The 17,677-nt window shown below is 70.4% G+C and carries 13 protein-coding genes; 3 read left to right on the top strand and 10 right to left on the bottom strand.

What is annotated here, in order from left to right; all coding sequences use genetic code 11:
- Window position 1: 1 nt before the first annotated feature.
- Window positions 2-259 (bottom strand): hypothetical protein, encoded by a 258-nt coding sequence (locus tag E5F05_RS00230; RefSeq protein WP_129117380.1) that lies wholly within the window; start codon window positions 257-259, stop codon window positions 2-4.
- Window positions 260-317: 58 nt separating this feature from the next.
- Here E5F05_RS00230 and E5F05_RS00225 point away from each other — a divergent pair, with 58 nt between their 5' ends.
- The 3 genes from E5F05_RS00225 (at window position 318) to E5F05_RS00215 (ending at window position 6,132) form a co-directional block, all read left to right on the top strand.
- Window positions 318-1,040 carry a DUF1175 family protein gene (locus E5F05_RS00225; RefSeq protein WP_129117379.1) on the top strand — a complete coding sequence of 241 codons (723 nt, stop codon included), beginning with the start codon at window positions 318-320 and terminating at the stop codon, window positions 1,038-1,040.
- Window positions 1,041-1,123: 83 nt separating this feature from the next.
- Window positions 1,124-5,512, top strand: coding sequence for an alpha-2-macroglobulin family protein (locus E5F05_RS00220; RefSeq protein ID WP_129117378.1), 4,389 nt, complete (start codon window positions 1,124-1,126; stop codon window positions 5,510-5,512).
- Complete coding sequence (locus tag E5F05_RS00215; protein ID WP_129117377.1) at window positions 5,512-6,132, top strand: hypothetical protein; 621 nt, start codon at window positions 5,512-5,514, stop codon at window positions 6,130-6,132. The genes E5F05_RS00220 and E5F05_RS00215 overlap by 1 nt, the downstream gene beginning before the upstream one ends.
- A 69-nt stretch (window positions 6,133-6,201) precedes the next feature.
- Here E5F05_RS00215 and E5F05_RS00210 read toward each other — a convergent pair whose 3' ends face one another.
- The 9 genes from E5F05_RS00210 to E5F05_RS00175 all read right to left on the bottom strand — a co-directional run bounded on the left by E5F05_RS00210 (window position 6,202) and on the right by E5F05_RS00175 (window position 17,528).
- Window positions 6,202-7,947, bottom strand: coding sequence for a bifunctional metallophosphatase/5'-nucleotidase (locus E5F05_RS00210; protein ID WP_129117376.1), 1,746 nt, complete (start codon window positions 7,945-7,947; stop codon window positions 6,202-6,204).
- 208 nt (window positions 7,948-8,155) lie between these two features.
- Window positions 8,156-9,256, bottom strand: coding sequence for a zinc-binding dehydrogenase (locus E5F05_RS00205; protein ID WP_129117375.1), 1,101 nt, complete (start codon window positions 9,254-9,256; stop codon window positions 8,156-8,158).
- Complete coding sequence (locus E5F05_RS00200) at window positions 9,249-10,253, bottom strand: Gfo/Idh/MocA family protein (protein WP_129117374.1); 1,005 nt, start codon at window positions 10,251-10,253, stop codon at window positions 9,249-9,251. Before E5F05_RS00200 ends, E5F05_RS00205 begins: the two co-directional genes overlap by 8 nt.
- Before the next feature lie 44 nt (window positions 10,254-10,297).
- Entirely contained in the window at window positions 10,298-11,521 is a 1,224-nt protein-coding gene (locus tag E5F05_RS00195) for a glycosyltransferase (RefSeq protein ID WP_129117373.1), read from the bottom strand.
- Window positions 11,522-11,878: 357 nt separating this feature from the next.
- Window positions 11,879-13,762, bottom strand: coding sequence for a glycoside hydrolase family 2 protein (locus tag E5F05_RS00190; RefSeq protein WP_221274069.1), 1,884 nt, complete (start codon window positions 13,760-13,762; stop codon window positions 11,879-11,881).
- A 503-nt stretch (window positions 13,763-14,265) separates the two neighbouring features.
- Window positions 14,266-14,871 carry an RNA-guided endonuclease InsQ/TnpB family protein gene (locus E5F05_RS21500; protein WP_241687039.1) on the bottom strand — a complete coding sequence of 202 codons (606 nt, stop codon included), beginning with the start codon at window positions 14,869-14,871 and terminating at the stop codon, window positions 14,266-14,268.
- Entirely contained in the window at window positions 14,763-15,410 is a 648-nt protein-coding gene (locus E5F05_RS21495) for an RNA-guided endonuclease InsQ/TnpB family protein (RefSeq protein WP_241687035.1), read from the bottom strand. The genes E5F05_RS21500 and E5F05_RS21495 overlap by 109 nt, the downstream gene beginning before the upstream one ends.
- Window positions 15,411-15,818, bottom strand: a complete 408-nt coding sequence (tnpA, locus tag E5F05_RS00180) for an IS200/IS605 family transposase (protein WP_129117372.1) — start codon at window positions 15,816-15,818, stop codon at window positions 15,411-15,413.
- Between the two features lie 117 nt (window positions 15,819-15,935).
- Entirely contained in the window at window positions 15,936-17,528 is a 1,593-nt protein-coding gene (locus tag E5F05_RS00175; RefSeq protein WP_129117371.1) for a S53 family peptidase, read from the bottom strand.
- Window positions 17,529-17,677: the final 149 nt, after the last annotated feature.

Genomic DNA, 17,677 nt, shown 5'->3' with positions numbered 1-17,677 from the left:
CTCAGCCTCCTTCGCCGACCCCCGTGCCGAGCGCCCGTTCCGTTCCCCTCGGCTGCTCGTGCTGCCGTCCAGGCCACCTCGGGGCCAGGTCCAGCCGGACCTGCACGGCGGGATTGAGCATACGCCCCCCGTCGTCCGCCGTCGCTTCAGCGGGCGGCAGCCGGTGGACGCCGCTCGCGAAGACGGGCAGTTCGTGTGGCACGCGCTGAACGGTCAGGGTGGTCGCGAGGTTCCGAACGGGCATCAGCCGGGCCAGCATCGGCTCCAGCCCGCGTCATCTCCGCCGGGGTCCCCAGGCCCGGGGGCATACTGGAGCCATGTCCCCCGTCCGCGCCCTCGCGCTCGCCGCGCTGCTTGCCGGGAACGTTGCCGGAAACGCCCTCGCGGCGAGTGCCGCCGATGCGGACCGGGACGGGTACCCGGACGCCGTGGAACTCGTGGGCGCGGACCGCGCGGCCTTCGCGGACTGGTTCGCCGCCGTGGCGGAGAGCCAGTATTACGGCCTCGCGCCCGACTGGAAAGCGGCAGACCGGGACTGCGCGGGACTCCTGCGCTACGCCTTCGTGAACGCGCTGATGAAGCACGACGCGGCGTGGTGGGCCAAGTTCACCTTCCTGCCGCGCCCGCACCTGCCGGAAGTGCGGGGCCTCACGTACCCGGCACCCCTGGTGTCGCGCTCGGTCTTCCGCGTCGCGCCCGGCCCGTACCGGGAAGGGGACGTGGACGCCGGGCGGCTGGTGGGGCGCACCTCGGCGCGGTTTCTCGCCAATTACTCGGCCGCCCTGGTTTCCCGCGACCCGGCGCGGGCGCAGCGGGGGGACCTGTTGTTCTTCCTGCGGCCTGAGCTGGGGGCGTATCACAGCATGGTGTACCTGGGCGGCGGGCGGGTGGTGTACCACACGGGCGCGCGGCCGGAGGACGGCGGCCAGGTGCGCCTGGTCACGCTGGCGACCCTGATGCGCCACCCCGACCCGGCCTTTCACCCCACGCCGAACAATCCGAATTTCCTGGGGGTATATCGCTGGCAGATTCTGCGCTGAGGGGCGCGCCTTGACGCCGCGTCAGGCGCACGCGGGACGGGCGCGCTACGCTGAAGGGGCTCTTCGTCACTTTTGGAGGCTGCATGAAGCGACCGCTGGCCCGCGCCGGACTCCTCGCCGCCCTGCTCACCCTGAGTTTCGCGCCCGCCCAGCCGCCCGTCAGCCTGTACGGCGGCGTCTTCCGCCCCGGCCAGAGCGTGCGCGTCGGCGTGAACGCCCCGCCCCACACGGTCCTGCGCCTGGAACGGGTAGCCGAGCCGCTGGGGGTGTTCGGAGCCACGGGCAACCCGCACCAGCCCAACCTGCCGCCCGGCACGCACACAGCCCTGGTGCGGACCCTCCACACCGGCCGCCAGAGCTACGGCGACGTGAACCTCGGCCCGCTGTCCGCCGGGCTGTACGTGCTGCGGGCGGGCGGGGCGGGCACGCTGATCCTGGTGAGCGACCTGGGCCTGGTGGTGAAGCGCGACCGGGACACGGCGCTGGTCTACGCGGCGGACCGGGGCAGCGGCATGACGCGGGCGGCGCGGGTGTGGCGTCTGGGAAAGGGCAGCGGCGCGAACACGCTCGCCAGCGCGGACGGCCTGGCGGAGTTCACCGCCCCCGCCCGCGACGGCGAATTCTTCCTCGCGCGCTTCGGGAATCAGTGGGCTGTCTCCGGCGCGAACTGGAACAGCTACGCCGTGCCGCATGTGAAGGGCTACGTGTACACCGACCGTCCGGTGTACCGCCCCGGTCAGCATGTGGATTTCAAGGGCGTGTTGCGTGGCAGCGAGAGCCTCAAGCCCCTGGCGAACCGGGCGGTGCGCGTCACGGTCTTCTCCCCCTTTGACGAGAACGTCTTTCAGAAGTCCCTCACCACCAACGGGTACGGCTCGTTCAGCACGGGGTTCGACCTTCCGGCGGGCGCGAAGCTGGGAGAGTACCGCTTCGAGGTCCGCCCATCCGGAACGGGCGAGAACGGCACCGACGTGGGCGGCACCTTCACCGTCGAGGCGTACCAGAAACCCGAGTACGCCGTGACGGTGACGCCGGACCGGGCGCGGGCCGTGCAGGGAGACAAGCTCAGCGTCCGCGTGAGCGCCCGTTACCTCTTCGGCGGGAGCGTGGGGGGCGCCCGCGTCACGTACAACGTCACCCGCGCGCCCTACTACCCGCCCGGCTTCGACGCCGAGCAGGACCTCCCGCCCGGCGCGGACGGCAGCGATTACGGCTCCGACCTGGTGGTGCGCGAGGAGACGCGGCTGAACGCGCAGGGGAACCTCGACCTCACCCTGCCCCTCACGCGGGACGCGCAGGGCCGCGCGCAGAGTTACCGCATCGAGGCGGAAGTCGAGGACGAGGCGGGCCGGTCCGTGAGCGGCTTCGCCCGCGTCCTGGCCTTTCCGGCCAGCGTGAACGTCGAGGCGAGCACCGACGCCTACGTGTACGACGCCGGAAAGCCCATCCGGGTGACACTGGACACCCGTGACCTGAACGGGACGGGGCGGGCCGCTCCGGTCACGCTCGACCTCGTGCGGCAGGAATGGGTGCGGGTGAAGGGGGACTACACCCTGCGCGAAACCCGTGTGGCCCGTATGACCACCAGCACCAACGCGAAGGGCACGGGGACAGCCACCCTCAGCGCGCGGCGGGGCGGCGGGTACGTTCTGCGCGCGACCGTCCGCGACGAGCGGGGGCGGACTTCCACCTTCGAGAACTTCGCCTGGGTGCTGAAACCGGGCGAGGATTGGGACTGGAACTACCGCGAACTCACGCTGCGGCCCGACAAGCGCAGCTACGCGCCGGGCGAGACGGCCACCGTCCTGATCGGCAACCCGCGCCCCGGCTCGCCCGTCCTGGTCACGCTGGAGGGGGACCGCCTGCGCCGCTCGGCAGTGTTGCGGGGACGCGGGGCCGCGCTCACCTACGCCTTCCGCGTGACCCGGGACATGGGCGGGGACGTGTTCGTCGGGGCGGCGGCGCTGGGGGACGGGAACTTCTACAGCAACGCCGCGCGGGTGCGGGTGCCCGTGCGGGACGCGGAACTCAGCGTGCAGGTCACGCCCGGAAAGGCGAAGTACCGGCCCGGCGAGACGGGCAGGCTCGCCGTGCAGGTGCGCGACGCGGCGGGGCGGGGCGTGCCCGCCGAACTCGCCCTCGGTGTGGTGGACCAGGCGATCTACCTGATTCGCCCGGATACCAGCACGCCGATGCTGGACGTGTTCCATGCGCCGCGCGAGAACGCCGTCGGGACCCAGTCCAGCGTGGACTTCTACTTCGAGACGGGCCGCCTGCCCGCCCCCGCCGCCGCGATGAGTGAGGCGGCCTTCGGGCAGGCCAAGACGGCGCCGCCCGCACAGACGGACACGCCCCGCGAGAACTTCCGCGACACGATTCTCTGGGTGCCCCATCTGGTGACGGACAGCCAGGGCCACGCGGAACTCAGCGTGCATTTCCCCGACAACCTCACGACCTGGGTGGCCACGGCACGTGCCCAGACCGTCTCTCCGCGCTTCGGGCAGGCGACCGCCACGACGATGACGACGAAGGATGTGATCGCCCGTCTGAGCGTGCCGCCCTTCCTGGTGCGCGGCGACACTGCGACACTGACGGGGGTGGTGAACAACACGCTGGGGCGGAATGTCGAGGGTGACGTGACCGCGCGGGTACAGGGCCTCACGCCTCTCGGGTCCGGCGTGTTCAGCCCGTCCGGTGCCCCCGTCACTGTCGCCGCGGGGAGCCGGGTGCGGCAGGACTTCGCCGTGCGCGCCGAGACTGTCGGCACAGCCGATGTCACCTTCGGCGTCCGCACCCCGGCCGCCAGTGACAGCCTCCGGCTCCCGCTGCCCGTGAAGGCGCGCGGGTACGACACCACCCTCACGGCGGCGGGCGCGGCGGGCGAGACAGTGACCTTGCCGGTGCCGCCGGAAGCGAACCTGGGCACGGCCCGGCTGCGCGTCTTCGTCACGCCGTCGCTGCTGGACGCGGTGACGCCCGCGCTGGCCTATCTGGTCGGCTACCCCTACGGCTGCACCGAGCAGACCATGAGCCGCTTCCTGCCCGCCCTGCTCGCGCGGGAGGCGCTGGGGGAAGATGCCCTGCCCGCAGACGTGCGCCGCGACCTGCCCGAAATCACCGCGCTCGGCCTCGCGCGCCTGGCGGACTTCCAGCACGAGGACGGCGGCTGGGGCTTCTGGCAGTTCGACGACTCGACGCTGGAGATGACCGCCTACGTCACGCGCGGCCTGCTGTACGCGCGGCAACTGGGCGTGAAGGTGGACAACCGCGTCCTCGACCGGGCGCTGACGTACCTCGCCCGCCACGTGAAGGACGGGCGGGAACCGCAGGGCGCGCGGGCCACCGCCTACCGCGCCCTGGCGGAAGCGGGCCGCGTCGACGCCGCGCAACTGACCGCGTTCGCGCGCCGCACGGACCTCGCCCCGTACACCCTGGCCCACACGGCGCTCGCCTTGGACCACGCCGGACAGGCGCAGGCGGCGCGGGACGTGCTGGACCGCCTCAAAGCGAAGCGCACCGAGGGGCAAAGCGGCGCTCTGGTCCACTGGGACGCTCCCAAGCGCACCGATTGGCTGTGGTACTGGGAGGACAACGACATCCAGACGACCGCCGCCGCCCTGGAGGCGCTGGCCCGCCTGGACCCGCAGAGTCCCCTGATTCCCCGGGTGAGCCAGTGGCTCCTCGCCAACCGCCGGGGGCCGCGCTGGCTCAGCACGCAGGACACGACCAGCGTGGTGATCGCCGCCCTCGCCCTCAAGTCTGCACCGGGAGGCCCAGCCCGCGCACAGGTGAGCCTCAACGGTCAGCCGGTGGGACAGGTCACGGGGGCCGGGGAAGTCAGCCTCCAGGGGGCTGGGCTGGCGAATCTCAAGCCGGGCGCGAATACCCTGCGCGTGAGTGGCGGGCGCGGCGCCTCCTTCGCGGCGGAACTGAACTTCGCCCGCGAACCCCGCGCGCTGCCCGGGGACGCCTCGCGCGGCTTCACCCTGACCCGCACCTACGAGAAACTCGAACCGGTCTGGGATGCGAAGGACAAGCGTTATACCTTCCGGCGCCTGCCGCTCCTGCGCGGCGGGAAGCTCCAGCCGGTCACCGCCGGGGACCTCCTGCTGGTGACGCTGACGGTGCAGCCGCGGCAGAAGGGGGCGCGTTACCTGCTGGTGAGCGACCCCATCCCGGCAGGCACCCGCGCCCTGGATGACCGTTCCCTCGCCATCAGCGGCCTGAAGGGCGCGTCCGGGGACGACTGGAACGAGTGGAATTACTGGTACGCGGGGCGCGACCTGCTCGACGACCGGGTGGACCTCTACGCCGACTTCCTCCAGGGTCCGCAGAAGATGACCTACGTGCTGCGTGCCCAGACGCCGGGCACCTTCACGGCCCTGCCCACCCACGCCTTCCTGATGTACGACCCGGACGTGGAGGGCTACGCGCCCGCCGCGACCCTCACGGTGCGGGCGCGGGGGCAGTGATGCGCCGCCGGGCTGCCCTGCTCGCGCTGCTGCTGGGCGCCGCTTCGGGCCTCACCGCGCGGGACGGACGGCTCAGCGTGACGGTCAGCGACGCGCGTGACCGGACCTATCTCCCCGCCGCATTCGGGGCGTGGCGCGGGGCCGAACGTGATCTTCGCAGCCTGGGCCTCACGGTGCCGGACGTGCGGCTGGAAGCGGCGAGCAGCGCGGCCGACTTCGCCCGCCGCACAGGTGAGCCGTGGTTCGTCGCGGCCACCACCCGGGGAACGGTGATCCACACGCAGCGCCTGGGGGCTCTCGCGGCGCAGGGGAGCCTGGCCGTCACCCTTCGCCATGAAGCCTTTCATGCCGCGCAGCCCCCGGCCCTCCCCCGCTGGCTGGCCGAGGGCCTGGCCCGCGTGTTCAGCGGGGAGGGAGGACATGACCCGCTCTCCCCCACCGGGCTGGAACAGGTGCCGGAGGGGGAGCTGGACCGCCTGCTCGCCAATCGCACCGGGCCAGGCCTGCCCGCCGCCTACCGCGAAGCCACCCGCCGCGCGCGGCAACTCGTGGGGGCGCAGGGCTGGGCCAGGGTGCTCGGGCAGCGTGGCCCAGGCTTCAACACCTCGCCGCGCCGCTGACAGGCTTCCCGGTGACCTTCACAGCAAAACACCCCCCGGTCATGCCAGGGGGTGCCAGCGAGGCCGGGGTTACTTGATGACCGTGATGCGGCCCTGCACGGTGCCGGTCAGGCTGGGGCCGTTCGCCTTCAGATAGCTCACCAGCGCGTCCACATCGACCAGACCGGGGAGCTGGACGACATTCGTGCCCTGCTTGAAGACCGTGAAGTTGTCGCCGCCCGTGGACAGGAACGAGTTCATGGCGACCCGGTAGCTGGCCGTGTCCGCCAGGGCCTGCCCGTTCAGCTTCAGGTTCGACACGCGCGCGCCCTCGGGAGCCGTCAGGTTCAGGGTGTACGAGAAGCCCGCCGACACCTGAAGGAGCTTGGCGTTGGTGCCCGCGTTGTTCCCGGTGGTCTGCTGTTCCAGCAGCGCCTTGATCTGGGCGCCGGTCAGGTCCATCACGACCATCGTGTTGCCAAAGGGCTGCACGGCGAACACGTCCCCGAAGTTCACCACGTTCCCCGGCTTGATCTTGGTGCTGTCGGGCAGGTCCGCGCGAATCCCGCCGGGGTTCATGAAGGCGATCTGCGCGCCCTGCGCCTTGGTGGCGGTGAGCTGGGCATCCGCGATCACGTCGCCCAGCGCGGATTCGCTGCTGCGGTCGGCCGCCCGCTTGATCTGGCTGACACTCAGGTTGGTGACGAACTGGTTTTTCACGTCGTCCGTCTTGGCCTTGGCCGTCGCCAGCAGGGCCGTCATGTTGCTGTCCAGCGTGCCGTTCGCCTTGCGGCTGGCATAGTTGATGACCACGTTCTGGGCCTTGACCTGCATGACGTTGTGGTTGGCCTTGTCCACCACCAGATCGAGGCGTTGCAGCAGGTGACCGTAGACTTCGCCCTCGATCACGATGCGCGGCTTGCCGTTGGGGTCGGGCACCAGGCAGTTGTAGCCCTGGTGGGTGTGGCCGCTGATGATCGCGCTCACGGCCGGGTCGATCTTCTGCGCGATGGGGACGATGTCACCGATCAGGTCCTGGCAGCCCACCGTGTCGAACTTGGCGGCCGAGCCCGCCTTGATCTCCCCGCCCTGGTGGATCAGCACGAGGATCGCGTCCACCTTCTGCGCCTTGAGGATCGGAACATACTTGTTGATCGAGGTCGCCTCGTCCAGGAAGTTCAGATCCGCCACGCCCGTCGGGGAGACGATGGTGGGCGTGTCCTTGAGGACCGCGCCGATAAAGCCGATCTTGGCCCCGCCGATGTTCTCGATGTAGTACGGCTGGAAGGGGTTGGTGCCGCCCGCCTTGTACTCCACGTTGGCCCCCAGCCACCTGAAGCTGGCGCCGGGGTAGTTGGGGTCGAACTTGCAGGCCTTGTCGGGCGCGTTGGAATCGCAGCCGCCGTTCTGCATCCGCATCAGTTCCTTCAGCCCCTGGTCGAACTCGTGGTTGCCGAGGGCGCTGGCCTTCAGGCCCAGCTTGGAGAGCGCGATGACGGTGGGTTCGTCGCGCAGCAGGCTGGACGTGACGGGGCTGGCCCCGATCAGGTCGCCGCCGCCCACGAAGACGGTGTTGGGGTTCTGTTTGCGGACGTCGGCCAGTTCCCCGCCGATGGCCTCGATGCCGCCCGCCGTCAGCCCGGTCGTGCCCGTGCCGTCCGCGTTGGGCACCTGCACGCCCGCGAAGCTGCTGGGCTCCAGACCGCCGTGGAAGTCGTTGACGGCCATCACCGTCACGTTCACCGGCTCCGGCGTCAGGGTCTGATCCGGGGGGGTGGTGTCCACACATGCCGTCAGCCCCAGGGCCAACGTGATAAACATCAGGCTGTTTTTCATGCGTCTCCCATTATAGAGGGTCTGCCTCCGGGGGTTCCACTGGAGGCGGTGCGGTAACCGGCGCTCAGGGCGCACCAGGGGTAAAAGGTCGCGGACGGGTTCGGGGTGGCGTGAGCGAATCCGTCTGACGAGGGAACGTCCTTTCATCTTGGTGGCCGATGCCCCGAATGGCCGGAACCCCTGCGGAGCAGGCGGCGCCGCGCCCGGCCTATCCGCCGACCCGGAACACCGCCTGAATCGCGTGCCGCTGCCGCGCGGCGAGTTCGGCCAGGAAGGCGGGCACGTCCCCGAAGGGCACGATGTCCGTGATCAGCGTCTCGCGGATCAGGTCGCCGCACCCCCGCAGCAGGTCGAGCGTCTCGCGGGCGAGGCGGTGCCGGTCCCAGGTGGCGGCCAGCCCGCGCGGCACCCGGCCGATCTGGGCGCAGCGGATGGTGAGGCCGTTGTGGTGGAATTCCTCGCCCAGCCGCACCTCCGGGGCGCCCCCCTGGTAAAAAGCCAGGTCGATCACGCTGCCCTGGGGCCGCAGCGCCCGCAGCGCGGTCTGGAGGCTGGCCGCCTGCCCCCGGCACTGCAAGACCAGATCGGCGCCCCGGTCGCCTGGTCCGTGAACCCAGTGGGCCTTGCACCACTCGCCCGCCTCGGTCACCCGCTCGTCCAGCGGAGTCAGGCCCAGGGCGCGCGCCGCTTCCAGGCGCTGCGGTGTGCGGTCGGCCAGCGTGACCTCGGCGGCGCCGTGAATCCGGGCCAGGAGGCCGGTCAGCAGGCCCACCACCCCGCCGCCGGTCACCAGCACCCGCCGCCCGCGCACCCCATCGCCCAGTTCCTTGACGTTCTCGCCGCAGAACTCGGCCGCCGCGTGCAGTAGGCCGTTCACGCAGATCGGTCCCATCTGCGCGGCGTAGATGCCCACGAGGGGATCGAGGTCGCCCAGCCGGACGAAAAAATCGTTCCCGGAGGCGGTATGGCCGGTCTTGTGGCCGTAGCTCATCCCCAGCACCTCGCCCACCTGCACGGCGTCCGAGCGGCTCTCGACGACCCGGCCCACCTCCATGTACCCCAGAAAGCGCACCGGGTAGTGCGCGCCCCTCTCACCGGGTCGGAAGACGCCGAATTCGGGGTCCCAGCGCGAGTGCAGGTAGGGATTCGTCCCCTTGAAGAAGGTGAGTTCGGTCCCCGCCGACAGGCCGGTGTAGAGCGTCTCCAGCCGGAATTCGCCCGCGCGGGGCGGGGCCTCCTCGTACGTGAAGAAGGCCGCCTCTCCCGGCGCGGCCACGCCCAGCGAGCGGATGGTCCGGGGCTCAGTCATGCACGGCCTCCGGCTCATTCCGGACCTCCGTGAAGCGGATCAGGCGGCCCCCCTCGCGGGCGGAGCGGGCGGCGGCCAGCGTGAGGCGGTGGGTCTTCAGGGCTTCCGCGTAGGGGGCGCGGATCACGTTCGGCTTGCCCTGCACGGCGTCGATAAAGGCGCGGTCCTCGCGCACGAAGGGGTCACCCTCTGCCCGCTGGACCGGGCGGCCCCGGCCCACGTCCACCATCAGCTCGAACTCGGACAGTTCCAGTGCCAGCCCCTCGGCGTAGAGGTGCAGGCCGATGCGGTGCGGCCAGTTCAGCAGGCAGGTCGAGGCCACCGTGCCGATGGCGCCGGAGGCGAAGTGCAGCGTCGCCGCCGTCACGTCCTGCACGTCCGCACCGGGGAAGCTGGCCCGGTCCAGCCGCGAGCCCGTCGCAGACACCGCCACCACCTCGCCCACCAGAAACCGGGCGAGGTCGAAGATATGGGTCGTCTGCTCCACCATCTGCCCCCCCGATTCGGCCTCCTTCACCCACCAGGCCGGGGGCGGCGTGCTGTCGAGCCAGTAGCCCAGGGCCAGCCGCGCCGGGTTGGCGGCCAGCAACTCCGCCGCCCGCTCCACAGTGTCGAGGGAGCGCCAGTGGTACCCGACCGAGGTGATCAGGCCACGCGCCGCCACCTCCGCCGCGACCCGCTCCGCCGTGGCGAGATCGGTGGCGAGCGGTTTCTCCACGAAGAAGGGCAGCCCGCGCCCGGCGGCGGCCAGCTCCGGCCCTCCGTGCGCGAAGGGCGGCACGCAGATGTAGAGGGCGTCGAGGGCTTCACGCTCCAGCAGCTCGTGGTCATCGGCGTAGACGTGGGCACCGAGGGGGCCAGCCAGTTCCCGGGCGCGCCCGGTGTCCGGGTCGGCCAGGGCCACGACCTGCACGTCGGGAAAGCCGCTCAGGATGCCGATATGCCGCCGGGCGATGAAGCCAGCGCCGAGCAGGCCGATCCGGGTGGAGGGAGTCATGCGGGTTCTCCTGTCTGGTGGGGCAAAGCCGGGCGGGTTCACCCTCACTCTGCTGGTTCGGGCTGGGCGTGCCGTTCGCCCGCCCAGGCTCCTCGCTCGGGCGGGCGTTCCGGCAACGGCAAGGAGGCCGGGAGCGGCTCGCGCCGGGGCCGCTCCGCCAGCACCTCCTCGTAGAGACGGGCCGTCTCGGCGGCCATGCGGCCCGCGCTGAACTCGTGCCCGAAGCGGGCCCGGCCCGCCGCCGCCCGCTGCGCGGCCAGATCGGGCCGTGTGAGCGCCTCCAGCAAGGCCCGCGCCAGCGCCGCCGGGTCGGCCGGGGGCACCAGCCAGCCGCTGAAGCCGTCCTGCACCGCCTCCCCGGTGCCGCACACGTCGGTGCCGATGACCGGGAGGCCCGCGGCCATCGCCTCCAGCACGGCCAGCGGCAGCCCCTCGAACAGCGAGGGCAGCACGAACACGTCGGCGGCGGCCATCAGGTCGGGAATGTCGTCCCGCTGGCCGACCAGGTGAACCCGCCGCGCGAGGCCGAGCCGGGCCACCCGCGCCCGCAGCCTCCCCAGGAGCGGTCCCGTCCCGGCCCAGACGAAGTGGGCCCGGGGACAGCGGCCCAGGACGGCGGGGACGGCTTCCAGCAGAAAGCGGTGCCCTTTTTGCTTGCTGAAGCGGGCGACCGTGAGCACCAGTTGCGCGTCCGGCGGCAGGCCGAGCCGGGCGCGCACGCCGGGGCGGTCGGCCGCTCCCAGATGGGGCGCGATCCCGTTATGCACGACCCGCAGCTTGTCTGCCGGGAAACCGGCCGCGAGGAAACTCTGCCGGGCCGCCTCCGACACGCAGATCAGCCGGTCGACGGCGGCCACGGCCCGGCGGTGGCTCTCGCGCTCCCGGGGAAGGGTGATCACATCGGGGAGGTGTTCGGTTCGCAGGATCGCCGGGACGCCCGCCTCACGGGCGGCCCAGAGGGCGCTGTGGCCTTCCCAGCCCACTCCGGCGTGCCCGTGAAAGACGGCGACCCGGTGGCGCCTCAGCCAGTCGCGGAGCGGCAGCCAGTCGGGCCGCTCACCCCGCGCGTCCAGCGGCAGCACCTCCAGCCCCAGCGCGGCGGCCCGGTCCAGCAGGGCGCGGCCACCCTGCACGGGGGGCGCGACCAGCACGACCCGGTAACGTTCCTCCAGTTCACGGGCGAGGGTGAGCATGTGTTCGCCCATGCCCGACGGTTCGGCGCTGCTGGTCAGCAGGCAGACGGTCAGCCGGTCGCCCGGCAGCTTCACGTTGGCCCCGGCCCGCCCAGGACGGCCCCGCCCCCAAGACCAGCAGGCGGGGCGGGCACCATCCGGAAGCGCCCTCTGGAAGAAAGGTGTGATGACCGGATCGGTGACATGCGGCTCCCTACGGATGGCAGAAGGTCAGGAAGGTGAACAGCGAATGTCCCAGGATAATGAGAAGGCTCCTGCCGGTTATGGGGGCGACATGAAGCCACCCCAGATCAACGGAACCGGCATCAGGGCTGCGGGCGATGATCGCGGCAGCCTACGCGGGAGATCGGGGCGGACACCGCAGGCACACCTGGACGTGAGCATCCGGTGTTCCGTAGCGGCGCGGCCGCTCCCCTGCCCCGGTCCTGACCCTCAGTCCTCGGAGACTTCGGGCACCTCGGTGGGCACTTCCGTGGGCAGCAGCGGGTCGTACTGGCGGGAGCGCCAGGAGGCGGAGTAGCCGTAGGGGTTCATCAGGGGGTCGATGGTCATCTCGCGGGCGGTGCGGTTGCCCTGGGTGCTGCGGGCCAGGGCCAGGATGTTGGCCTTGGGGGAGCGGTCGGCGTACAGCAGGCCGTTTTTCTCCTGAAAGGTGTCGGTAAGCTGGGTGTAGCAGAACCCGGAGAGGCCGTGGCAGTCGTAGATGGCCGCCAGCAGCGCCGCGTAATCGTTCAGGAAGTCCGCCTCGCTCTGCGACTGGCTGTAGCCCCAGCCGCTGGTCTGGTCGGGAATGTAGGCGATGCCGCCGAACTCCGACAGCACCACCGGCTGGTCCTTTTCCTGAAAGCCGCCCAGGGTCAGCATCCGGTCGGCGGGCTGCTGCACCTTGAGGGTCCGGCGGGTGGACTCCAGGGTGCCGTACCGCTGGCGCAGCACCTCGGGGTCGTCGGTGTAGTCGTGGATGGTCAGGATGTCGGTCGCGATGTGTTCCCAGCCGTCGTTGCCGATCACCGGGCGCGACGGGTCCAGGGTCTTGGTGAGGTAATAGAGCGCCCGCACGTAGTCGCGGTGGGCCGGGTTGGTGGGCAGGTCCGGCACGCCCCAGGACTCGTTGAAGGGCACCCAGGCGACGATGCAGGGGTGCGACTTGTCGCGGGCCAGCACCTCCTCCCACTCGTGGGTCAGGCGGCGAACCGCCGCGGGCGTGAAGCGGTAGGGGCTGGGCATCTCCTCCCAGACCAGCAGCCCCAGCACGTCACACCAGTACAGCCAGCGCGGACTCTCGATCTTCTGGTGCTTGCGCGCGCCGTTGAAGCCCAGCTGCCGGGTCAGCTCCACGTCCCGGCGCAGTTCCTCGTCGGTGGCGGTCATCAGGCTGTCGGGCCAGTAGCCCTGGTCCAGCACCATCTTGAGGTAGTAGGGGCGGCCATTGAGCAGGAAGCGGTTTCCCCGGACACAGACCGACCGCAGCGCCGTGTAGCTGGACACCCGGTCGATGACCGTCTCACCCTGCACCAGCTCCAGCCTGGCCCGCAGCAGTTGCGGATGGTTGGGACTCCACAGCAGGTCGTTGCGGAAGTCGTCGATCCCGGGGTCGGCCAGGGCGATCTGCCGGGTCAGCTCGGGGTGGCGCAGGGCGTAGCGGTCGTCGGCCAGCAGTTCCTCGTCGCGGTACAGCCGCACCCGCACGGCCAGGTCGGGGGGCAGGGGGCCAGCCACCTCGACGTTCAGGCCGATCTCCCAGCGTTCCATGTCGCTCGACCAGGCCACCTTCTGGAGGTACGTCTCGGGGACCGGCTCCAACCAGACGGTCTGCCAGATGCCGGTCGTGCGGGGATACCAGATCGAATGCGGGTGAAGCTGCCAGTCCTGCTTGCCGCGCGGTTTGGCCAGGTCGTGCGGGTCGTCCTGCGCGCGCACCACGATCTCGACCGTCTCCCCGGCGCGGGCCTGCTGGGTGATGTCGGCGGTAAAGGGCGTGTACCCGCCCACGTGTTGCGCGACCAGGCGGCCATTCGCCCAGACGGTGGCGCGGTAATCCACCGCCCCGAAGTGCAGCAGCACCCGCCCCGCGCGCTCCTCGGGCGTGAGGGTCACCGTCAGGCTGTACCACAAGACCGGATGAAAGCCCTCGTCGTGGATGCCGCTGCGGCGGCTCTCGGGTGGATAGGGCACCAGGATCTCGCGGTCGAAGGTCACCTCGCTGGGATGCCCCCAGCGGCCCTCGTCGTCGTAGCAGAAGCGCCAGGGGCCATTCAGGTCGCGCCAGTGGTCGCGGGCGAGCAGCGGGGTGGGGTGGGCAGCGTCAGGCACCATAACTCCTGGGGTCACGGGGGACCGCTGATGGTTCGCAGGTCAACGGGAGAGGTCACCCCACCCTGGGCGGGGCAGCAAATCCCGGCCATTCTGGTGTCCGGCCTGCCCGCCTGCCAAGAGTCCTGGCGTTCATCTCCGGCCCAGCCCGTCTCATGTGGGCGCAGGCTCCACCACGTCCCTCACCCCCGGGAGGGCCGGGGAGGGGGTGGCCGCCGCCAGGCTGCCCTCAAAACAGGCCCGTCATTGGGTCATCCATTGGCCTCTCTCCGCCCGGCCCGTTCACCCCCACCCGGCCTCCCCCCTCTCCTGCGGAGCTGTGCCAGTCAAGGGGGAGGGGCTTTTTTATCGCTCCACACGTCATTTCTTCTTTATCAGAAACTGACATGCATCACCCAACCCAGGAGAGGGGTCAAAAAAAGCTCTCTCCCTGGAGAGACTGGCACAGGGGGTTGGGTGAGGGGTCTTTTCGGGTGACAGGCCCCATGCGTCAACGCAGGGGCTTCTCAGACCACGGCATAAGGTTGTCCTCTACCATTATGGCCCGAAGGGGCTGCCCGCCCCAGAATGTTCAAAGCGGCGTTGTGGTCGGCGTTCGCCTCATGACCGCAGGACACGCACACGAACACCGCCTGAGAGCGCCTGTTGGCTTTCTCGGTATGTCCGCACTTTGAGCAGCGTTGCGAGGTGAAACGCGGGTCTACGCCGATAACTCTCCGTCCAGCATCCGCCGCTTTGAGGGAGAGAAGGTTGAGAAACTGGCCCCACCCGACATCGTGAATGGAGCGGGCAAGGTTGCCTTGCCCCATCCCCTTCACGTTCAGGTCTTCATGGGCGATGAGGTCGTGCTGATTGACGAGGCTGCGAGCAGCCTTGTGGTGGAAGTCCAGACGTTGCCGCGCCACCTTGCGGTGAATCCTGGCGACGTGCTGTTTGGCCTTTCTGCGCCGCTTGCTACCCCGCTTCTTGCGGGAGAGAGAACGTTGAGCTACCCGGAGCTTTTTCAGGGTGGACTGAAGGAAACGGGGGTTGTCTTTGACCTCCCCATTTGAGGTGATGAGGAAGTGGGTGGTGCCGAGGTCGAGTCCAACTGCGCTGCCCGTTTCGGGCAGCGGACGGGTGGGGGCCTCACGTAGGTGGCGTACCACTCGTTGCCCTCCTTCTTGATGGTGAGCGTCTTGGGCTTCCCCTCCACCCTGCGGTGCATCTTCATCCGCACGTTGCCGATGTTCGGGAGGTAGATTCGCCCGCTGTCCAGCACCTTTCCGGGGCCAAACCACGTATTCCGGCTGTTGTCCCACACCTGCTTGAACGCGAAGCTATCCCAGCGGTCGGCTCCCTTGAACCGGGGGTAGCCGGGGGTCTGCCCCTGCTTCACGCGCCGGAAGAACCCCTGAAAGGCCCTGTCCAGTTGCGTGACCACGCCTTGCAGAACGTGGGCGTGAATCTTCTTGAACTCTGGGCGCACCGCCTTGACTTCGGGCAGGGCTTTCATCTGTTCATAGACAGACACGCTCTTACCAGCCTTGCGATAGGCATCCCGCCGTTCCTGCAACGCACCGTTGTACAACTCCCGCGTGAGGCGCAGGGTGTCCAGCAGCGCCGTTTCCTGCCTCAAGGTGGGGTAGAGACGGTAGCGGAAGGCGCGCACTCAGACCCCCTTCTGATTTTCTACGTACTGCTTGATAACGCCCTTGGGAGCGCCGCCCACCGTCGAGACGAAGTACGAGTTGGTCCAGAGGGTCGGGAGCCGGGACTTCAGCCACGGGAACTCTTGGCGCAGGAGGCGGCTGGAACGCCCTTTGGCGAGCTTGACGAACGTGTGGAGACCCAACTGGGGGTCCACCTCCACCAACAGGTGAACGTGGTCGGGCATGATTTCCACCGCCAGCAACTCGCATTCCTTCTCGGTGCAAAGCTCGTTCAGGATGACCTTCAGCCGCTCGTCTACGCCTTCCACCAAAACGCTTCTCCGGTACTTGGGCGTCCAGACAACATGGTACTTGCAGGAGTAGACCACGTTGCGATTGGACTTGTACCGGAGCGGCAGTTTCGCCATAAGGGGATTATATGACGCGCACCTATCTAATGGAAGGAAGCCTCAGCCTTGCCGCCCCCTTCGGGGGCGAGCCGCTCACCCCATACCTGAAGGGAGGGGCTTGCGCGGCTCAATCGGTCAGAGGCTCTGGGGCGTCTCGGCCAGCGCCGCCAGCTTCGCGCCGTCCGGGCTGCCCAGGCCGGTGCAGGCGTCCCAGCCCGGCCCGGCGGCATACGCGCCGTTGCTGCCCTCGGTGATGTCGCGCAGCACGCCCAGGGGGTAGAGCCGGGGATTGAGAAAGCCCAGCGGCTGGCCCCGGCGGGCGTTCAGCCGGGCGACCAGGCCTGCCCACAGCGGCGCGACGGCGCTGGTGCCCCCGATCACGGTGTCCTGTCCGTCCACCCGCACCCGGTAGCCGGTCTGGGGGTCGGCCACGGCCGAGATGTCCGGCACGCCCCGGCCGACCTGACCGCCGGGATTGGCCGAGGGGGGCACGCCCGCGTTCCGCTGATAGTCGGGCAGCGGGAAGGTGTCGCTGACGCCGCCCCCTGTCGCGCCGCCCGCGCCCTCGTTCCAGACCACCTCGCGGGTGATCTGACCATCAGCAAGGCTCAGGCGGGTGCCGCCGCAGCCGCTGGCCCAGGGACTCGACGCGGGAAAGTCGGTGTGGGCCAGACCGTCACCCACCCGGTCGTTCGAGCCGTCGTCCCCGGCGGCGCACAGGACCGTCACGCCCAGGAGGGCGGCGGCCTGGAAGGCCTCGTCGAGGGCCTGCATCGCCTGCCGGGTCCAGGCGGGCTCGGCGGCCCCCCAACTGATCGAGAGCACGCTGGGCTTGCGGCGGGTGTCGTGAACCGCCCGGGTCACGGCGTTCAGGAATCCGGCGTCGGTGTTGGGCGCGAAGTACACCGCGATGTGCGCGCCGGGGGCCACCGCGCCCGCCACCTCGATGTCGAGCATCACCTCGGCGTCGGCCCCACTGGGGTCACCGCTGGGGGCGTTGCGCCCGCCGTCCACGCTGACGGCCGTGACGCGGGGGAGGGGCAGCCCCAGGCCCGCGAAGTAGGCGCTCAGATCGGCCTTGCGGTAGCCGCCCCCCAGTTCGATGATGGCGATGGTCTGCCCCTGGCCGTCCCCCTCCGGGAAGCCGTAGGCCCGCGCCAGCTCCGGCGGCGTGAAACTGACCCCGGCCTGCCGGGGAAAGGCGATCCCGGGGACGCCGACCGGGCCAGCCAGGCGGAACCGGGGCCGGGCCTGCGGGCGGTCGTCCAGGCCGAACACGCCCTCCACCACGTCCAGCAGATCGGCGGGCAGGCGCACCGGCCCGCTGCGGCCCCGGAAGGTTCGGCCATCCACCTGATACAGCGCCAGCGTGGCCCCGAAGGCCGCCTCGACCTGCGCCACCGTGCCGCGCAGGATCACGGTGCGGCGCGGGGCGCTGGCGTCCACCACGCTGAGGCTGTGGTCGTGGGCAAAGGCCTCCACCCGCCGGAGGTCATCTTCCGAGGCCCCGTATTCCTGAGCGAAGGCCTCGCGCGTCAGGGGCGCGGCGGCCAGGTGTGGAGCGAGCTGGCGGCGGGCGCGCAGGCGCAGCGTCACCTCCAGCGGCGCGTCCGGATCAGGCAGGCCGACCGGCTGGGCAGCGGCGGGCAGCTCACGGACGCTGCCGGGGAGGGGGGTGAGCGGCGACGCGGCGGGCGGGGCCGGATCAGGACGGGACGGGTCGGACATCGGTGTCTCCCCCGGCGGGCAGTCCACCCGCCAGCCACGCCGGACTCGGCCGGGCGTGAATGTCCGCAGTATAGGGAAGCGGGCAGGCGGGCGCACAGGTCACCCTCGGGACCAACGTTCACCTTGAACACCCCGGCGCCGGGCCAATG

Origin of the sequence: Deinococcus metallilatus, from assembly GCF_004758605.1 — a bacterium.
GTDB classification, from domain to species: Bacteria; Deinococcota; Deinococci; order Deinococcales; family Deinococcaceae; genus Deinococcus; species Deinococcus metallilatus.
This window is presented reverse-complemented; position numbering and strand designations above follow the sequence as displayed.

Excerpts from the sequence above, each read along its gene's own strand:
- E5F05_RS00230 (WP_129117380.1), bottom strand. The coding sequence starts at position 259 with ATGCTGGCCCGGCTGATGCCCGTTCGGAACCTCGCGACCACCCTGACC.
- E5F05_RS00215 (WP_129117377.1), top strand. The coding sequence starts at position 5,512 with ATGCGCCGCCGGGCTGCCCTGCTCGCGCTGCTGCTGGGCGCCGCTTCG.
- E5F05_RS00210 (WP_129117376.1), bottom strand. The coding sequence starts at position 7,947 with ATGAAAAACAGCCTGATGTTTATCACGTTGGCCCTGGGGCTGACGGCA.
- E5F05_RS00200 (WP_129117374.1), bottom strand. The coding sequence starts at position 10,253 with ATGACTCCCTCCACCCGGATCGGCCTGCTCGGCGCTGGCTTCATCGCC.
- E5F05_RS00220 (WP_129117378.1), top strand. The coding sequence starts at position 1,124 with ATGAAGCGACCGCTGGCCCGCGCCGGACTCCTCGCCGCCCTGCTCACC.
- E5F05_RS00225 (WP_129117379.1), top strand. The coding sequence starts at position 318 with ATGTCCCCCGTCCGCGCCCTCGCGCTCGCCGCGCTGCTTGCCGGGAAC.
- E5F05_RS00175 (WP_129117371.1), bottom strand. The coding sequence starts at position 17,528 with ATGTCCGACCCGTCCCGTCCTGATCCGGCCCCGCCCGCCGCGTCGCCG.
- E5F05_RS00205 (WP_129117375.1), bottom strand. The coding sequence starts at position 9,256 with ATGACTGAGCCCCGGACCATCCGCTCGCTGGGCGTGGCCGCGCCGGGA.
- E5F05_RS00190 (WP_221274069.1), bottom strand. The coding sequence starts at position 13,762 with ATGGTGCCTGACGCTGCCCACCCCACCCCGCTGCTCGCCCGCGACCAC.
- tnpA (WP_129117372.1), bottom strand. The coding sequence starts at position 15,818 with ATGGCGAAACTGCCGCTCCGGTACAAGTCCAATCGCAACGTGGTCTAC.